Genomic DNA, 17188 nt, shown 5'->3' with positions numbered 1-17188 from the left:
TTCGCCGCACGGATCCTGTGCGGGCGGCGGTCAGAGCCCGAGGTCCTTGGCGATGATCGTCTTCATGACCTCGCTGGTGCCGCCGTAGATGCGGGTGACGCGGGTGTCGGCGTAGAGCCGCGCGATCGGGTACTCGGTGATGTAGCCGTAGCCGCCGTGCAGCTGCAGGCACTTGTCGATGACCCGGCCGGCGGCCTCGGTGCAGAACAGCTTGGCCTTCGCCGCGTCCGCGACGGTCAGCTCGCCCGCGTCGTGCAGGTCGAGGGCACGGTCGACCATGAGCCGGATCGCCTCGACCTCGGTGGCGCACTCGGCGAGGACGAACTTGGTGTTCTGGAACGACGCGACCGGCTTGCCGAACACCTTGCGGTCCTTGACGTACGCGATCGCGTGCGAGAGCGCCGCGGCCGAGGACGCCGATGCGCCGAATGCGATGGTCAGCCGCTCCTGCGCGAGATTGTGCGTCAGGTACGAGAATCCGGATCCCTCCTCGCCGAGCCGATCCGTCACGGGCACCTTCACGTCGGTGAAGGACAGCTCGGCGGTGTCGGACGCCTTGAGGCCGATCTTCTCGATCTTGCGGCCCACGGCAAAGCCCTCGGAGGTGGTGTCGACGACGAGAATGCTCAGCCCCGCGCGGCGGTCCTCCGGCGTGGCGGGCGCCGTGCGGCACACCACGAGGATGCGGTCGGCGAGCGCACCACCGGTGATGAAGGTCTTCGCGCCGTTGACGACGTAGTGGCTGCCGTCGGCCGACAGCTTCGCCGTCGTCGAGATGTTTGCCAGGTCCGACCCGGTGCCGGGCTCGGTCATCGCGATCGCGAACATCAGGTCACCCGAGGCGAATCCGGGCAACCAGCGCTGCTTCTGCTCCTCGGAAGCGTACTCGAGCAGGTACGGCAGGATCAGGTTGGAATGCACCGAGTAGCTGCCGAAGGACACGCCCGCGGCGGCCGTCTCCTCGGCGACGACGGCGTTGAACTTGATGGACTTCTCGCCGCCCCCGCCGAACTCCTCGGGCACCTGGATGCCGAGCACGCCGAGCTCACCGAGACGGCGGTAGAAGTCGCGCGGCGGATGCCCCTCGACCTCCCAGTCGTGGTGGACCGGCGCGACCTCCTTGGCGATGAAGTCGCGGACGAGCTTGCGGAAGGCCTCGTGGTCCTCATTGAACACGGTTCGCTGCACGGAAAGGTTCTCCTTCGAATGGGGTCGATGCGGATCAGAGTGCGTAGCTGCGCAGTACGCCCTTGCTGATGATCGTCTTCTGGATCTCGCTGGTGCCCTCGCCGATGAGCAGGAACGGCGCCTCGCGCATGAGCCGCTCGATCTCGTACTCCTTGGAATAGCCGTAGCCGCCGTGGATGCGGAAGCTGGCCTGGGTGACCTCCGAGCAGTACTCGCTGGTGAGGTATTTCGCCATGCCGGCGGCGACGTCGTTGCGCTCGCCGGAGTCCTTCAGCCGCGCGGCGTTGACCATCATCAGATGAGCGGCCTCGACCTTCGTCGCCATCTCCGCGAGGGAGAAGGAGATCGCCTGGTGCTGCGCGATGGGCTTGCCGAAGGTGGTGCGCTGCTGCGCGTACCGGGCGGCGAGTTCGAACGCGCGGATGGCGACGCCGCAGGCTCGGGCGGAGACGTTGACGCGGCCGACCTCGACGCCGTCCATCATCTGGTAGAAGCCGCGGCCGGGAGTGCCACCGAGGACATCGGTCGCCTTGGCGCGGTAGTTGTCGAAGATCAGCTCGGTGGTGTCGATCCCCTTGTAGCCCATCTTGTCGATCTTGCCGGGGATGGTGACGCCGGGCACGACCTCGCCGAAGCCGGCGGGCTTCTCCACGAGGAACGTGGTGAGATTCTCGTGGGGCTTGGCGGCACCCTCCTCGGTGCGCACCAGCGCGGCCACGAGGGTCGAGCTGCCGCCGTTGGTCAGCCACATCTTCTGGCCGTTGATCACGTAGTCGCCGTCGGCGTCACGCTTGGCCTTCGTGCGGATCGCGGCGACGTCCGAGCCCAGTTCCGGCTCGGACATCGAGAAGGCGCCGCGGGTCTCGCCGGTCGCCATCTTCGGCAGGTAGTAGTTCTTCTGCTCGTCGGTGCCGTGCTGGCGCAGCATGTAGGCGACGATGAAGTGGGTGTTGATCACGCCGGACACGCTCATCCAGCCGCGGGCGAGTTCCTCGACGCACAGGGCATAGGTGAGAAGCGACTCGCCGAGCCCGCCGTACTCCTCGGGGATCATCAGCCCGAACAGGCCCATCTCCCGCATCTGATCGACGATGGCCTGCGGGTAGGTGTCCGAGTGCTCGAGTTCCTGCGCGTTCGGGATGATCTCCCGGTCGACGAACTGCCGGACGGTGGCGAGGATCTCGGTCTGGAACTCGGTGAGGCCGAGGGTCTGGGCGAGACGGGTCATGCGAAGTCCTTCTCGAGGGCGGGGAGGGTGCCGGCGGGGACACCGACGGTCCCGTCGGTGGCGAGACGATCGATCTCCTCGGGCGTCAGGCCGAGGTGTTCGCTGAGGACGGCGGCGGTGTCGTCGCCGTTGGCCGGCGCCGGCCGGGGTGAGGGGTGGAGGCCGTCGAACGACATCGGCAGGCTGGGGGCCAGGTGCCCGCCGACGCGGGGCTGCTCAACGTACTGGAACATCGGATTGGCGGTGACGCGAGGGTCTTTCGCGATCTCGGCGAAGGTGCGGTACCGCTCGTGCAGGATCGAGGTGCCCGACAGGGCGGTCTCCACCTCGGCGGCGGTGTGCTCGCGGAACCACACGGCGAACAACGCGTCGAGTACCTCGCGGTGGCGGTAGCGGGCGCCCTCGTCGCGGAAGTCGGCGCCGAGGGCGGCTTCGAGCGCGTCGACCGCGGCCGTCGTGCCGGTCAGTTCGGTCAGGTCGCGGAAGTGGCGCGGGGTCAGCGCGACGACCATGAAGGACGCGCCGTCGGAGGTGGTGAAATCGCGACCGTAGGTGCCGTAGACGGCGTTGCCGATCCGGTCGCGGTCGGGCCCGCCGAGCTGGGCCTCGGCGAGGTAGCCGAGGTTGCCGACGGTGGCGAGGGCGACGTCTTCGAGGGGGAGCACGATCTTCGCGCCCGCACCCGTGACCTCGCGGCGGTGCACCGCGGACGCGACCGAGAGCGCGGCGTAGAGACCGCACGCGACGTCCCACGCCGGCAACAGGTGATTGACCGGTCCGGCGTGGCCGACGGGGCCGGTGGCGAGCGGGAAGCCCGCGGCGGCGTTGACGGTGTAGTCGACGGCGGAACCGCCGTCCGCGCGGCCCAGGACCTGCACGTGGATCAGATCGGGGCGGATCGTGGCGAGCTCGTTGTAGTCGAGCCAGTCGCGTCCCGCGGCGTTGGTGACGAGCACCCCGGCGTCGGTGATGAGGTCCCGGATCAGCTTGTGCGCGTTCGGGTCCCGGAAATCCGCCGCGAGGGAGCGCTTGCCCTTGTTCAGGCCCGCCCAGTAGATGGACTCGCCGTCCTCGGTGACGGGCCACCGGTGGTAGTCGGCAGCGCCGCCGATCGGGTCGACGCGGACGACCTCGGCGCCGAGCTGCGCGAGCGTCATGCCGCACAGTGGGGCTGCGATGAAACTCGAGACCTCGATGACCCGCACACCGGCCAGGGGCGCGGTGGACGAGGGAAGCTCGTCGATGGAAGCAGTGGAGTTCATATCGCCTGTCCTCATCCGGGCGGACGCCGGAGCCCAGGGCGCGCCGGCGAAGCTGTCCGAGCAAATATGCAGCACCGCCGGGCCACAGGGCCAACACCGTTCGGCTATAGGTCGGTTAGCGCCGATCAATGGCCCTCGCATTGGAGGGCCGGAAGTCCATAGGTTTCGACGATCGATCGATTCGTCGACGGGACATTGCCTCAGTGACCTAGACCACGTTGAATGGATCCCGAGCGCCTGATCGGTGCATCTCCTTCGATCGCCGACGCACCGTCCCGATCGATATATCCCTTCGAGCCATTAAGGGGACACTCCGGTGACCACTGGCGAAATCTCGCACGACGCAGCGCACGGCGCCCCGCCGAAGGGGGCGACACCACTCGTCAGCGGCAAGCAGGCATGGGGCATGACCGGCCTCGTGATCTTCCTGTACGTCGTCAACTACGCCGACAAGGCGGTGCTGGGCATCATCGCGCAGCCGCTGGCTCGCGAGCTGGGACTGTCCTCTTCCCAGATCGGCCTCGTCGGATCCCTGTTCTTCGTGACCTTCACACTCGGCGGCTTCCTGGCCGGCCCGCTCAACAAGTACCTCACCCTGCGGTGGGCGCTACTCGCGCTGGGCGCGATGTGGTCGGTGGTCATGCTGCCGCTGGTCGTCTCGGCGAGCCTGGTGATGCTGATCGTCACCCGCATGCTGCTCGGCCTGGCCGAAGGCCCCAGTTCGGCGCTCATGCACACCGCCGCGTACTCCTGGCATCCCCCGGCCAAGCGCGGCCTGCCCGGCGCCTTCCTCGCCGGCTCGGCGTCGGTCGCCAAGATCGCCCTCGCCCCGGTCCTCGCCTACATCACGGTCGAGTGGGGCTGGCGGGCCGCCCTGGTCTCCCTGTCGATCCTCGGCGCCGTGTGGATGGCCTCGTGGCTGACCGGCTGGAAGGAAGGCCCGTTCACCGCGACGGCCGTGAAGAAGGGGACCGGCACCGCATCCACCGAACCGTCGGTGCCGTGGAAGAAGATCTTCCTCACCCGCACGTTCATCAGCTGCGCCGTCCTGATCATGGTCGTCTACGCGCTCACCACCGTCGTGCTGACCTGGCTGCCCTCCTACTTCGAGGTGGGCCTCGGCTACAGCGCCCTGCAGGCCGGTTCGATGTTCGCCCTGCCGTCGATCGTCGGTCTCGTCCTCATGGTCACCTCCGGTTCGGTCACCGACCGGCTCGCCCAGCGCGGCTACCGCTCCCGGGTCGTGCGGATCATCGTTCCCGGCATCGGCGTCCTCGTCTGCGGTTCGGTCCTGGTCTTCCTGCCCAGCATCGGCACCCCCGGCCTCGCCGTCGCGGCCGTGTCCATCGGCTACGGCTTCGGCGCGATCGTCTTCCCCCTGATCAACGCCGCCATCTCGGAGCTGTGCCCGCCGCAGCAGACCGCCGGCACGATGGGCGTGTTCCTCGCACTGATGGCCGTCGGCGGCCTGATCGCCCCCTACGGCACCGGCGTGCTCGTCGACAACGCGGCCACCCCGGCCGAGGGCTACGCGACCGCCTTCCAGGTCATCGGTGCACTCGGCATCGTCGCGGCGATCCTCGTCCTGATCTTCGCGAACCCGGAGCGCGACCGCGCCGTCATCCGGGGCGAGTCGGACGCCACCGCGAAGGCATAGCTTCCGCCTAACGGAGTCATCCACCGAATGTCCTTTCCCCACCGGCCGGGTGCGTGATCGACTCGATATCGAGGACCACCACCCGGCCGGTCGTCGTCTCCGCTCCTCGCTCTTCTACTGCAGTAAGGAATCCCCATGCGCGATGCCGTGATCGTCGATGCCGTCCGTACTCCGATCGGGCGCCGTGGCGGTGCCCTGTCCGAGATCCATCCCGCCAACCTGTCGGCACACGTGCTCGGGGCCCTCGCCGACCGCACCGGGCTCGATCCCGCGTCGGTCGAGGATGTCGTGTGGGGTTGCGTGAGCCAGGTCGGCGAGCAGGCCGGAATCGTCTCACGCAGTGCCGTGTTCGCCGCTGGCTGGCCCGAGACGGTTCCGGCCACCACCGTGAACCGCGCCTGCGGGTCGAGCCAGCAGGCCGTCTCGTTCGCCGCGGCTACCGTGATCTCCGGTCAGAGCGACGTGGTCGTCGCCGGTGGCGTGGAGTCGATGAGCCGCGTCCCGATGGGCAGCGCGAGCAAGAACGGTGAGCACTTCCCGGCCGAGGTTCTCGAGCGGTTCGGTGTCGAGGGCTTCAGCCAGGGCACCGGCGCGGAGATGATGGCCGAGAAGTGGGGCCTGTCCCGCACCGCGCTCGACGAGTACTCGCTGCGCTCGCACGAGCTGTCCGCGGCCGCGACCGACGCCGGCGCCTTCGCCGGGCAACTCGCCCCGATCGCCGGCCTGAGCGCCGACGAGGGCATCCGCCGCGGGGGCAGCCTCGAGTCCCTGGCCAAGCTGAAGACCGTGTTCAAGGAGGACGGCGTGATCCACGCCGGCAACTCCTCGCAGATCTCCGACGGCGCCGGTGCCCTGCTGATCACCACGAGCGAGTACGCCGCGGCGCAGGGCTGGACCCCGATGGCCCGCATCCACACCGCCGTCGTCGCCGCCGACGATCCGGTCATCATGCTCACCGGTCCCATCGCGGCCACCGAGAAGGCGCTGAAGCGGTCGGGCCTGTCCATCGACGAGATCGGCGCCTTCGAGATCAACGAGGCGTTCGCCCCGGTGCCGCTCGCGTGGCAGATCGAGACCGGCGCCGCGATGGACCGGCTCAACCCCCTCGGTGGCGCCATCGGCGTCGGCCACCCGCTCGGCGGCTCCGGCGCGATCCTCATGACCCGTCTCGTGCACCACATGCGCGACAACGGCATTCGATACGGCTTGCAGTCGATGTGCGAGGCCGGCGGCATGGCGAACGCCACCATCCTCGAACTGCTCTGACACCCCGCTTCGCATTTCACGAAAAGGAACGAAAGATATGGAACTGAAGGGTCTTTCCGTCGCGATCACCGGCGGCGCCTCCGGTCTCGGCCTGGCCACCGCCCGCCGCGTCCTCGACGCCGGCGGCACCGTCACCCTCATCGACCTGCCCGGCTCGCCGGGTGCCGACGTCGCGAGCTCCCTCGGTGACGGCGCGGCCTTCGCCGCCGCCGACGTCACCGACGCCGAGCAGTTCGCCGCCGCCCTCGACGTCGCGCACGAGCGCGGCGGCCTGCGCGGACTCGTGCACTGCGCCGGCGCCGGCCGGAAGATGCGCGTCCTCGACAAGGAGGGCAAGGCCGGATCGCTCGAGGACTTCGAGTTCGTGATCCGGCTGAACCTGATCGGCTCGTTCAACGCGCTGCGTCTCGGTGCCGAGCGCATGGCCGCGCTCGAGCCGGTCGACGGCGAGCGTGGCGCCATCGTCATGACCGCGTCGGTCGCCGCCTTCGAGGGGCAGATCGGCCAGATCAACTACTCGGCGTCCAAGGCCGGCATCGTCGGCATGACCGTCGTCGCCGCCCGCGACCTGGCCAGCAAGAACATCCGCGTCAACACCATCGCGCCGGGCATCATGGACACCCCGCTGCTCGCGCGCCTGCGCGACGATGTGCGTGCCTCGCTCGAGAAGACCGTGCCGAACCCGGCGCGCCTGGGCCGCCCCGACGAGTTCGGCCGGCTGGCCACCAACATCCTCGAGAACGGCTACCTCAACGGTGAGACCATCCGTCTCGACGGTGCCATCCGCATGGCCCCGCGCTGAGGTGGGACGGATGACCATGAACCTGCCGGATCCGTCGACGATGTCGCTGTCCTACCCGGACGTGACGATGGGCGTGTGGGCGCCGAGCATGGCCGCCCTCTACGGCGACCGCCCGGCGATCGTCGACGGGGAACGGGTGTGCACGTACCGCGAGCTCGACGAGCGCTCCGCGCAGTTCGCCTCCGCCCTGCAGGGAGCCGGTGTCGCCCCGCGCGACGTGGTGCTGCTGCACGTGGGCAACTGCATCGAGTTCATCGTGGCCTACTACGGTGCGCTGCGGGCCGGCGCCACCGTGACGCTGGTCAACCCGCTGCAACCGGAACCGGGCCTGCGCAAGCAGATCGAGGAGACGGGCGCCGTGGCGGCGGTGACCCAGCCGCAGCAGCTCGGTGTCCTCCTCGGCGCCGCGGCGGGCACCACGGCCGCGACGATCGTGGTGGTCTCCGACGAGCCGGTGGAGGTGCCCCCCACCTCCGCGGCCGTCGTGCGGTACGACGAGTTCCTCGCCGGGCAGCCCACGGCGTTCACGCCGGCGGAGGTCGCCGGAACGGACGTCGCGCACCTGGCCTTCACCGGCGGTACCACCGGCATCTCCAAGGGCGTGCGCGTGCTGCACCGCAACGTGGTCGCCAACGTGACCCAGATGTGCGGGTGGCGGGCCGCCCACCAGGTCGTCACCACCGACGATGGGCTGGTCGCGCTGCGCCCGATCGAGGGTCTCGATGTGCACGGGGTGATCCCCGGTGAGGGCGCCACCGTCGTCGTGTCGCCCCTGTTCCATGCCCACGCGCTGATCAACACGTCGTTCCTGCTGCTGTGCGGCCTCACCCAGGTGCTCGCGGGCCGCTTCGACCCCGCCCGCATGCTCGAGCTCGTGGAGCGGCACCGCGCCAGCTACATCACCGGCAGCCCGGCCATGTGGCATGCGCTGGCCACCCACCCCGACGTCGCCCGCCGTGACACCACGTCGGTGCGGGTCGTGTCGTCGGGGGCGGCGCCGATCGACCACGTCACGCTCGAGGCGCTCGGTGCAGCGTTCCCGAACGCCCGCGTGGCCGAGGGCTACGGCCTGACCGAGGGCACGTGTGTGGTCACCGCCATGCCGCTGATCATCGGGTCCACCTATCGTCTCGGCAGTGTGGGCCTGCCCGTCTTCGACACCGAGATCGAGATCCGGGTCCAGGACGATCCGAGCGTCGTCCTCGGCGAGGGCGAGCGCGGCGAACTGTGGGTCCGTGGGCCTCAGGTGACCGACGGCTACCTCGGCCATCCCGAGATCACGGCCCAGCAGTACGTGGACGGCTGGCTCGACACCGGCGACATCGCCTACCGCGATGCCGACGGCTATCTCTACATCTGCGACCGCGCCAAGGACATGCTGATCTACAAGGGCTACAACGTGTATCCGCGTGAGCTCGAGGAGATCCTGGTGTCCCATCCCGCGGTGTCGACGGCGGCGGTGGTCGGCCGCGAGGCCGGCAACGTCGGGCAGGAACCGGTCGCCTTCGTGGTGCCGGTGCCGGGCGCGCAGCCCGACCCTGCCGAGCTGATGGCATTCGTTGCCGAGCAGGTCCTGCCCTACAAGAAGATTCGCGAGGTCGTCCTCGTGGACGCGCTGCCCACCTCCGCGGCGGGCAAGGTGCTCAAGACGGATCTGCGGGCCCGGATCGAGCAGGCCGCGGCCTCACGCTGAACCGGCAGCCGGGTACCGCGACGGTGCCCGGCTGTCGCCGTGTCGCCGTGTCGCCGCGTCGCCGCGTCGCCGCGTCGCCGTGTCGCCGCGTCGCCGAGCGAATGGACCATACTGTCGGTCTGATGAGGTGAGCGATACATTCGCTCGGACGAACAGACGAAAAGGGGCGGTGCCTTCGACAGGCACCGCCCCTCGTCGCGTTCCGGGGTCAGCCGCGCTGGGCCTGCTTGACCAGTCCGCCGCCGATGATCAGACGCTGGATCTCGCTGGTGCCCTCGTACAGGCGCAGCAGCCGCACGTCCCGGTAGATCCGCTCGACCGGCACCTCCCGCATGTACCCGGTGCCGCCGTGGATCTGCACCGCCAGGTCGGCGACCTCGCCGACCATCTCGGTGCAGAACAGCTTCGCCACCGACGGCGCGATCCGCCGATCGGTGCCCTCCACCCACGCCCGCGCCGCGTCGCGCACCAGCGCCCGCCCGGCCATCACCCCGGTCTGCTGATCGGCGAGCATCGCCTGCACCAGCTGGAAGTTGCCGATCGCGGTGCCGCCCTGCGTCGCGGTCGCCGCATACGCCACCGACTCGTCCAGCGCGCGCTGCGCCTGCCCCACCGACAGCGCCGCGATGTGCACCCGGCCGCGGGCCAGGGAGGTCATCGCGGCCTTGTAGCCGACGTCCTCGCTGCCGCCGACCAGCGCCGCGGCCGGCACCCGCACGTCGGTGAAGTGCACGTCCGCCGTCCAGGACCCCTCCTGGCCCATCTTGCGGTCCTTGGCGCCGACCTGCACCCCGTCGGTGTCGGCCGGGACCAGGAACACCGCGATGCCGGTGCCGTTCTCGTCGGCGGGGCGGGTGCGGGCGAAGACGACGAACAGGTCCGCGAGCGGGGCGTTGGTGATGAACCGCTTCTCGCCGGTGATGATCCAGTCGTCGCCGTCGCGCACCGCCTTGGTGCGCAGCCCGGCCGGGTTCGAGCCGGCGCCGGGCTCGGTCAGCGCGAACGACGCGACGACCTCGCCGGAGGCGATCTTCTCGAGCCACTGCGCCTTCTGCTCGTCGGTGCCGAACCCGACGAGGACCTGCCCGGCGATGCCGTTGTTGGTGCCGAACATCGACCGCAGCGACAGCGTGGTGTAGCCCAGCTCCATCGCCAGCTCGGCGTCCTGCGCCAGGTTCAGGCCCAGCCCGCCCCACTCCTGCGGGATGGCGTACCCGAACAGGCCCATCTCCTTGGCGGCGGTGCGGATGTCGTCCGGAATCGCGTTGGTGTCGGCGATCTCCTGCTCGCGCGGCACCACCACGCCGCGCACGAACGCGCGGGTCTGGGCGAGGATTTCCTGGAAGTCGTCGTCGTCGACCTGGGCAGCCGGCGTCGCAGTCGAGGTTGTCATGAATCCACCATCGGTTTCCGGGGCGGCGGGTGTCCAATACGAATCACCCCATCGCCACATAGGCACTGTCGATGAATGGGGCGGGGTCGAATCACCGGTCCTCTCGGTATATTCGGAGCATCAGCCGACGGGCGTCGCCCGCGTCCTCGATTCATCGGTGCCTTCCCACCGTCCCCGGACCGGGTGGGCTCGTGCGAAAGGAACCTCATGTCACTGCTGGAGAACCGAACCGCCGTCATCACCGGAGGCGCTCAGGGCATCGGTTTCGCGATCGCACAGGAGTTCGTCGACGCCGGCGCCCGGGTCGTCCTCGGCGACCTCGACCTCGATGCCGCGACGGCCGCCGCCGAGAAGCTCGGTGGCCGCGAGGTGGCCCGGGCGGTGCGGTGCAATGTGGTGAACGCAGAGGAGTGGGACACGCTCCTCGCCGAGGCCGTCGACGGGTTCGGCTCGCTCGACGTCGTCGTCAACAACGCCGGCATCACCCGCGACGCGACGATGCGCACCATGACCGAGGAGGACTTCGACCTGGTGATCGCCGTCCACCTCAAGGGCACCTGGCACGGCACCCGCAAGGCGTCGGCGATCATGCGCGATTCCAAGCGTGGCGCCATCGTCAACATCTCCTCGCTCTCCGGCAAGGTCGGCATGGTCGGCCAGACCAACTACTCGGCCGCGAAGGCGGGCATCGTCGGCCTCACCAAGGCGGCCGCGAAGGAGATGGCGCACCACGGCGTGCGGGTCAACGCGATCCAGCCGGGCCTGATCCGTTCCGCGATGACCGAGGCGATGCCGCAGAAGGCCTGGGATCAGAAGATGAGCGAGATCCCCATGGGCCGGCCCGGCGAGGTGTCCGAGATCGCGTCCGTGGCCCTCTTCCTCGCGTCCGACATGTCCTCGTACATGACCGGCACGGTACTCGAGGTCACCGGCGGCCGATTCATGTGAGTCCCTGTCTCACGGTCTCTTTCACAATCACTCTCCTCTCCCGAAGGTCGTCATGCGCGAAGTAGTCATCTGCGAGCCCGTCCGCACTCCCATCGGCCGCTACGGCGGAATGTTCAAGTCCCTCACCGCCGTCGACCTCGGTGTCGCCGCACTGAAGGGTCTTCTCGACCGCACCGGAATCGCCCCCGACGCGATCGAGGACGTCATTCTCGGCCACTGCAACGGCAACAGCGAGGCCCCCGCCATCGGCCGCGTCGTCGCGCTCGACGCGGGCCTGCCGATCACGGTGCCCGGTATGCACATCGACCGTCGCTGCGGCTCCGGCCTGCAGGCCGTCATCCAGGCTGCGCTCCAGGTGGGCAACGGCGACAACGAGGTCGTCGTCGCCGGCGGTGCCGAGTCGATGAGCAACGCCTCGTTCTACTCCGTCGACATGCGCTGGGGCGGCGCCCGCACCGGCGTGCAGATGCACGACAGCCTCGTGCGTGCCCGGGCCACCGCCGGCGGCCGCTTCTACCCGGTGCCCGGCGGCATGATCGAGACCGCCGAGAACCTGCGCCGCGACTACGGCATCAGCCGGCTCGAACAGGACGAGCTCGCGGTGTCCTCGCACGCCCGCGCCGTCGCCGCGCAGAAGAACGGCATCCTCGCCGAGGAGATCGTCCCGCTCACCGTCACGACCCGCTCCGGTGACGACGTCATCGACACCGACGAGCATCCCCGCCCGGACGTCACCGTCGAGTCGCTGGCGAAGCTGAAGCCGATCATGGGCAAGCAGGATCCCGAGGCCACGGTCACCGCCGGTAACGCCAGCGGCCAGAACGACGCCGCGTCCATGTGCCTCGTCACCACCCCCGAGCGCGCCGCGGAGCTGGGCCTGACCCCGCTCGTGCGGGTCGTGTCCTGGGGCTTGGCCGGTGTGGCTCCGAAGATCATGGGCATCGGCCCGGTTCCGGCCACGGAGAAGGCCCTCGCCAAGGCCGGCATCACGCTCGCCGACGTCGACGTGATCGAACTCAACGAGGCCTTCGCGGCGCAGGCACTCGCGGTGACCCGCGAATGGAAGTTCGGCGCAGCCGATTTCGAGCGCACCAACGTCCACGGGTCCGGCATCTCGCTGGGCCACCCGGTCGGCGCGACCGGCGGCCGCATGCTGGCGACGCTCGCCCGGGAACTGCACCGCCGCGACGGCCGTTACGGCCTCGAGACGATGTGCATCGGCGGCGGTCAGGGTCTGGCCGCGGTGTTCGAGAGGGTGTAGGCCGCTTCGCGGCCGGTGCGTCCTTTGGGCTGTGGGAGCAACTCAAAGGACGCACCGGCGCGTCAGCGCCGCCGTACCAGGTCGACGAACGCCTGACCCACCGCAGACAGGGTCGCCGGATCGAACGCGAGCCCGTACGTGCCCACCAGCCGCGGCTCGCATGCGCGCACCACGAGCCGGTCCCCGGCGGCCTCCGCCGGCACCCGATCCACGATCGACCCGCCGAGTCCGGCTGCTACCATCGGCAGCCGGACTTCGCGCTGGCCGACCAGGACGGAGATCTCCGGACGGGCACCGGCCGCGCGCAGCGCCGACTCCACCGCATCGACCATCGACCCACCGGTCGGCGCGAACACCATGGGGATGTCCGGCAGCTCGGACAGGTGGATCGGGCCCTCCGGCAGCTCGGATCCCGGCGGATACGCCAGCCACCACTCCTGCTCGCCCAGCTCGATCACCTCGAGTCCGTCGCCGCCCTCGAGCGGCAGGTGCGCGACGACGAACTCGCAGTGACCGTCGCGGATCAGCGACGCGACCAGCTCCTCGTCCTGCAGGGCCGAGAACCGCACCGCGACCTTGGGATATTCGCGGCGGAACCGCGCGATCAGCTCCACCAGCGGGCCGGCGGACAGTGCCGGGAAGGCCATGATGTCGAGCCGGCCCGCCACCGCGCCGTCCGACGTGGCGAGCAGCTCCTCGACCGCGGTCACGTCACGCAGGATCTGCCGGCTCGGGCCGATGAGGCTGCGGCCCGCCGCGGTGAGAACCATGCCGCGACCGATGCGGTGGAACAGCTCGACGCCGAGCTCGCGTTCGAGGCTGCGCAGGGCCTGCGACACCGTCGGCTGCGCGACGCCGAGCGCGGTCGCGGCCCCGTTGATGCCGTTGTTCTCGACGACCGCGAGGAAGTACTCCACCTGCCGGAAATCCACAGTCCTACACTCCCTGCCGCAGTGTCGAGGCGACGTCGAGGAACGCCGCCGCGGCCGGCGACGGCTCGCCCGCCCGCAGCACGAGTCCGACGGGCCGGGTCAGTGGCGGCTCCAGCGGCCGCACCGTCACCGTGGGCATCTGCTGTTCGGCCACCGGCCTGGGCACCACCGTTGCGCCGGTGCCCAGGCACACCAGTTCCCACGTCGCCGCCGGGTGGGCGCAGTCGACGACCACATTGGCGGCGTTCTCGGCGAGCAGCCCGCCCGCCTTCGCGGCGTTGGTCCGGTCGCCGAGATCGACGACGAGGGGTACGTCCCGCACACGGGTGCGCGGGATCGGGTCCGGCAGGTCGGCCGCGAGGTCGTGGTGGAGGGCGAGCACGAGTTCCTGCTCGAACAGCGGCACGGTGATCATGCCCGCGTGCTCGACCGACAGGTCGGTCATGCCGATCTCCGCCTCGCCGCGGCGCAGCGCGGTGTGCACCCCGGCGGGACCGTCCGTGTCGACGATCCGCACCAGGATGTGCGGGTAGCGGTCACGGAAGCGGCGGGCGAGCTCGATCATCGGGTCGAACGAGAACGACGAGTATGTCACCACGTCGACGCGGCCCGAGGCGAGTTCGCGTACCGCGGCGACCTTCGCCTTCGCCCGCTCGACGTCGGCGAGGATGCGGCGCGCCGCTACGTCGAGCCGGCGGCCGTCGTCGGTGAGCGTGAGCCGGCGCCCGGTCCGGTCGAACAGGGTTGTGCCGAGCCGACGTTCGAGTGTGCGGATGGCCTGCGACAGCGACGGCTGCGAAATGTAGAGGGACTGGGCGGCCTTCGTGATCCCACCCCGGTCGACGACCGCGACGAAATAGGTGATGAGGTGAAGGTCCACCGGCTCATCGTACGGGGACGGCGGTTGCCGGCATCCAGCGGTCCGGGTCGGTACCGCACCCGGTGACCACGTCCCGGTCGGCGAGAACCAACAGGTGGGCGTCGGTCTCCCGCACCGCGAGCCGGCACAGACGCGGCGACATCGTCTCGAACGGACGGGACCACGAGATCCGCGTGGCGACCTCCCACGCCGTGGAACCGGGATGCCGGGACACGGCCTCGGCGATCTCGGCCAGCCGTTCCTCGTGGTGGCCGAGCAGCGCCTGCGCGCGGGAAGCGACACCGCGGAAGCGGTATTCGTGGGCGGGGAAGACCTCGCCGTCGGGCAGGCTCGTGGTGGCGTGCAGCGACAGCAGGTAGCGGTGCAACGGATTCGGCAGTTCGCCCGGGACGGTGGAGATGTTGGGACTGATGCGGGGGAGCATGTGGTCGCCGCTGAACACCAGCTCGTGGGTGCGATCCACGAAGCACAGGTGGCCGGGGGTGTGGCCGGGCGTCCACACGGCGTGCAGGTCCCAGCCCGGCAGATCCAGGGGGGTGCCGTCGTCGAGCACGACGTCGAGCGACTCGCGCGGCCCGAACCGGACCAGTTCCATGACCTCGCCCGATCGGACCTCTTCGGGGGCTCCGAGCCGGGCCAGCTGCCGGGCCCAGGCCGCGGTGAACCCTTCCCGATCCGTGGCGGTGTGGTGGCCGAGCAGCGACGCGTCGGCGGCGTGCATCGCCAGTGCGGCACCGCTGACCTCGCGCAGCCGCGGCGCCAGGCCGAAGTGGTCCGGGTGCAGGTGCGTGATCGCCGCGAACCGGACCTCGGTGATGTCGTGCCCGGTCTGCCGGATTCCGTCGACCAGGGCCTGCCACGACTGTTCCGAGTCCCAGCCGACGTCGATCAGGGCCAGGCCGTCGGGCAGGGCCAGCGCGTAGACCAGCACGTAGCGCAGTGGGTTCTTCGGCATGGGCACGGGAATCGACCACAGCCCGGGCCGGACCTGCTCGACCGGTGGCAGCTCGCCGCGCCGCCACGCCTCCTGCTGCACGACGCCGACGACCTCGACCGCGGTCACGACACCTCCTCCGCGAGGGTGTCGCGCAACGTGCGCTTGAGGATCTTGCCGCTGGCGTTGCGCGGCAGCTCGCTCACGAAGTGGATGCGCTGCGGCTTCTTGTAGGAGGCGAGCCGGCTGGTGGTGAACGCGACCAGTTCGCTCTCGTCCGGCACGGCGGCACCGTCGGCCACCCGCACGACGGCGGTGACGGCCTCGCCCCACTTGCGGTCGGGGACCCCGACCACGGCGACCTCGGCGACGGCGGGATGCTCGGCGAGCACCGACTCCACCTCGATCGGGTAGACGTTCTCCCCGCCGGTGATGATCATGTCCTTCACCCGGTCGGTGACGAACAGGTAGCCGTCCTCGTCGAGGTGGCCGGCGTCGCCGGTGCGCAGGAACCCGTCGTGGGTGAACAGCGCCGCGGTCTCCTCCGGGCGCCGCCAATAGCCGGACGTGTTGTGGCGGGAGCGGCACACGATCTCGCCGGACCCTCCTACCGGCAGGTCCTCCCCGGTCGCCACGTCGCGGATGGCGATCTCCACACCGGGCATGGGGCGGCCCGCCGAGCGCAGCAGGTAGGAGCGGGGACCGGTCGGGTCGTGATCCTCGACGCGCAACGCGGTGACGGAGCCGCTCGTCTCCGTCATCCCGTAGCGCTGGACGAATCCGCATCCGAGGGTGTGCACGGCTCGGCGCAGCATCGACGGGGTGACGGGGGAGGCGCCGTAGAAGATCAACTGCAGGCTCGACAGGTCGAACCTTTCCAGGCCGGGCAGGTCGAGCAGCATCTGGACGGTCGCGGGCACCAGGAACGCATGGGTGATGCGATGGCGTTCGACGAGCGACGCGACGGTGCGTGGCTGGAACTCGCCGAGCAGGACGGCGTGCACACCGGCGGAAAGGCAGGTGCTCAGCCATCCGGCCCCGGCGATGTGGAACAGCGGCATCGCGTTCAGCGCGACCGAGTCGGGCTGCCAGTGGTAGATGCGCTGTCCCTCCTCGTCGTTGTGGAGGTTGCGGTGGGTGATGAGCACCCCCTTCGGCGTGCCGGTGGTGCCGGAGGTGTACAGCTGCAACAGCGTCGTGTCGGGGTCGTCGCCGCGGCCGGGATCGGTGTCGGCGCCGGTGGCGGTGAGCCGTTCCCAGGTCCACGCCCCGGGCAGCAGGTCGTCGCCGGGATCGGTGTCGACGAGGACGACGGGCAGGCCGGGCAGTGCGGCACGGATCGCCTCGGCTGCCGCTGCGAACCCGGATTCGACGACGAGCACGTCGAGTTCCGCGTCCTCGGCGATGCGGGCGGCTTCCGCCGGGGTGAGCCGCCAGTTCAGGGGGACGAACACCAGCCCCGCTTTCCCGCAGGCGACGAACGTCTCGGCGGACTCGAGCCGCATGCGCAGGAGCGCTCCGATCCGACCGCCGCGGCGGGCCAGACCGCTCAGGGCGGTCGCGAGCCGATTGGTGCGCCGATCGAGTTCGGCGAAGGTGACGGTGGTGTCGCCGCAGGTCAGTGCTAGTGCGTCCGGCCGTTCCGCCGCGTGCTGCCGGACCCGCTGCGGAAGGTGCAGACCGCTCACATCCCACTCCTCGCTCCGTTCGGCGAGCGCCTCGATGTCGGGCCCGCCGTGCCCGA

At 70.0% G+C, this 17188-nt stretch carries 14 protein-coding genes; 6 read left to right on the top strand and 8 right to left on the bottom strand.

Annotated features, from left to right (window positions below; genetic code table 11):
• Window positions 1-30: 30 nt before the first annotated feature.
• The 3 genes from ISO16_RS15645 to ISO16_RS15635 are packed head-to-tail and all read right to left on the bottom strand — an operon-like array spanning window position 31 to window position 3678.
• Window positions 31-1188: an acyl-CoA dehydrogenase family protein gene (locus tag ISO16_RS15645; protein ID WP_006944033.1), complete on the bottom strand. Its 1158-nt coding sequence runs from the start codon at window positions 1186-1188 to the stop codon at window positions 31-33.
• A 34-nt stretch (window positions 1189-1222) separates the two neighbouring features.
• Complete coding sequence (locus ISO16_RS15640; RefSeq protein WP_006944025.1) at window positions 1223-2416, bottom strand: acyl-CoA dehydrogenase family protein; 1194 nt, start codon at window positions 2414-2416, stop codon at window positions 1223-1225.
• Window positions 2413-3678, bottom strand: coding sequence for a CoA transferase (locus ISO16_RS15635; RefSeq protein ID WP_072636568.1), 1266 nt, complete (start codon window positions 3676-3678; stop codon window positions 2413-2415). Before ISO16_RS15635 ends, ISO16_RS15640 begins: the two co-directional genes overlap by 4 nt.
• Window positions 3679-3994: 316 nt before the next feature.
• Here ISO16_RS15635 and ISO16_RS15630 point away from each other — a divergent pair, with 316 nt between their 5' ends.
• The 4 genes from ISO16_RS15630 to ISO16_RS15615 all read left to right on the top strand — a co-directional run bounded on the left by ISO16_RS15630 (window position 3995) and on the right by ISO16_RS15615 (window position 9096).
• Window positions 3995-5335 carry an MFS transporter gene (locus ISO16_RS15630; protein ID WP_050036094.1) on the top strand — a complete coding sequence of 447 codons (1341 nt, stop codon included), beginning with the start codon at window positions 3995-3997 and terminating at the stop codon, window positions 5333-5335.
• Window positions 5336-5470: 135 nt separating this feature from the next.
• Window positions 5471-6601, top strand: coding sequence for a thiolase family protein (locus ISO16_RS15625; protein WP_006944012.1), 1131 nt, complete (start codon window positions 5471-5473; stop codon window positions 6599-6601).
• A 37-nt stretch (window positions 6602-6638) separates the two neighbouring features.
• On the top strand, window positions 6639-7403 hold the full coding sequence (locus ISO16_RS15620) for an SDR family NAD(P)-dependent oxidoreductase (protein WP_006944010.1): 765 nt from the start codon (window positions 6639-6641) through the stop codon (window positions 7401-7403).
• Window positions 7404-7413: 10 nt separating this feature from the next.
• Window positions 7414-9096 carry a class I adenylate-forming enzyme family protein gene (locus ISO16_RS15615; RefSeq protein WP_072636616.1) on the top strand — a complete coding sequence of 561 codons (1683 nt, stop codon included), beginning with the start codon at window positions 7414-7416 and terminating at the stop codon, window positions 9094-9096.
• 208 nt (window positions 9097-9304) lie between these two features.
• On the opposite strand, the gene ISO16_RS15610 is transcribed toward ISO16_RS15615, so the two are convergent.
• A complete protein-coding gene (locus tag ISO16_RS15610; protein WP_072636567.1) occupies window positions 9305-10489 on the bottom strand; it encodes an acyl-CoA dehydrogenase family protein in 1185 nt (394 codons plus the stop codon).
• A 207-nt stretch (window positions 10490-10696) separates the two neighbouring features.
• On the opposite strand from ISO16_RS15610, the gene fabG reads away from it, so the two are divergent.
• Both fabG and ISO16_RS15600 read left to right on the top strand, forming a co-directional pair.
• Entirely contained in the window at window positions 10697-11437 is a 741-nt protein-coding gene (gene fabG, locus ISO16_RS15605; RefSeq protein WP_006944004.1) for a 3-oxoacyl-ACP reductase FabG, read from the top strand.
• Window positions 11438-11489: 52 nt separating this feature from the next.
• Complete coding sequence (locus ISO16_RS15600) at window positions 11490-12698, top strand: acetyl-CoA C-acetyltransferase (RefSeq protein WP_072636566.1); 1209 nt, start codon at window positions 11490-11492, stop codon at window positions 12696-12698.
• Window positions 12699-12760: 62 nt separating this feature from the next.
• On the opposite strand, the gene ISO16_RS15595 is transcribed toward ISO16_RS15600, so the two are convergent.
• The 4 genes from ISO16_RS15595 to ISO16_RS15580 are packed head-to-tail and all read right to left on the bottom strand — an operon-like array spanning window position 12761 to window position 17132.
• Window positions 12761-13630, bottom strand: coding sequence for a LysR family transcriptional regulator (locus ISO16_RS15595; protein WP_043799932.1), 870 nt, complete (start codon window positions 13628-13630; stop codon window positions 12761-12763).
• A gap of 4 nt (window positions 13631-13634) precedes the next feature.
• The gene (locus tag ISO16_RS15590) at window positions 13635-14510 is read right to left on the bottom strand and encodes a LysR family transcriptional regulator (RefSeq protein ID WP_072636565.1); all 876 of its coding nucleotides are present in this window, start codon (window positions 14508-14510) and stop codon (window positions 13635-13637) included.
• Window positions 14511-14514: 4 nt separating this feature from the next.
• Window positions 14515-15573 carry an MBL fold metallo-hydrolase gene (locus ISO16_RS15585; RefSeq protein WP_006941752.1) on the bottom strand — a complete coding sequence of 353 codons (1059 nt, stop codon included), beginning with the start codon at window positions 15571-15573 and terminating at the stop codon, window positions 14515-14517.
• Window positions 15570-17132 (bottom strand): long-chain-fatty-acid--CoA ligase, encoded by a 1563-nt coding sequence (locus ISO16_RS15580; RefSeq protein ID WP_072636615.1) that lies wholly within the window; start codon window positions 17130-17132, stop codon window positions 15570-15572. The genes ISO16_RS15585 and ISO16_RS15580 overlap by 4 nt, the downstream gene beginning before the upstream one ends.
• Window positions 17133-17188 lie beyond the last annotated feature (56 nt).

The organism is Rhodococcus sp. M8 (genome assembly GCF_015654185.1).
Taxonomy (GTDB): domain Bacteria; phylum Actinomycetota; class Actinomycetes; order Mycobacteriales; family Mycobacteriaceae; genus Rhodococcus; species Rhodococcus aetherivorans.
This window is presented reverse-complemented; position numbering and strand designations above follow the sequence as displayed.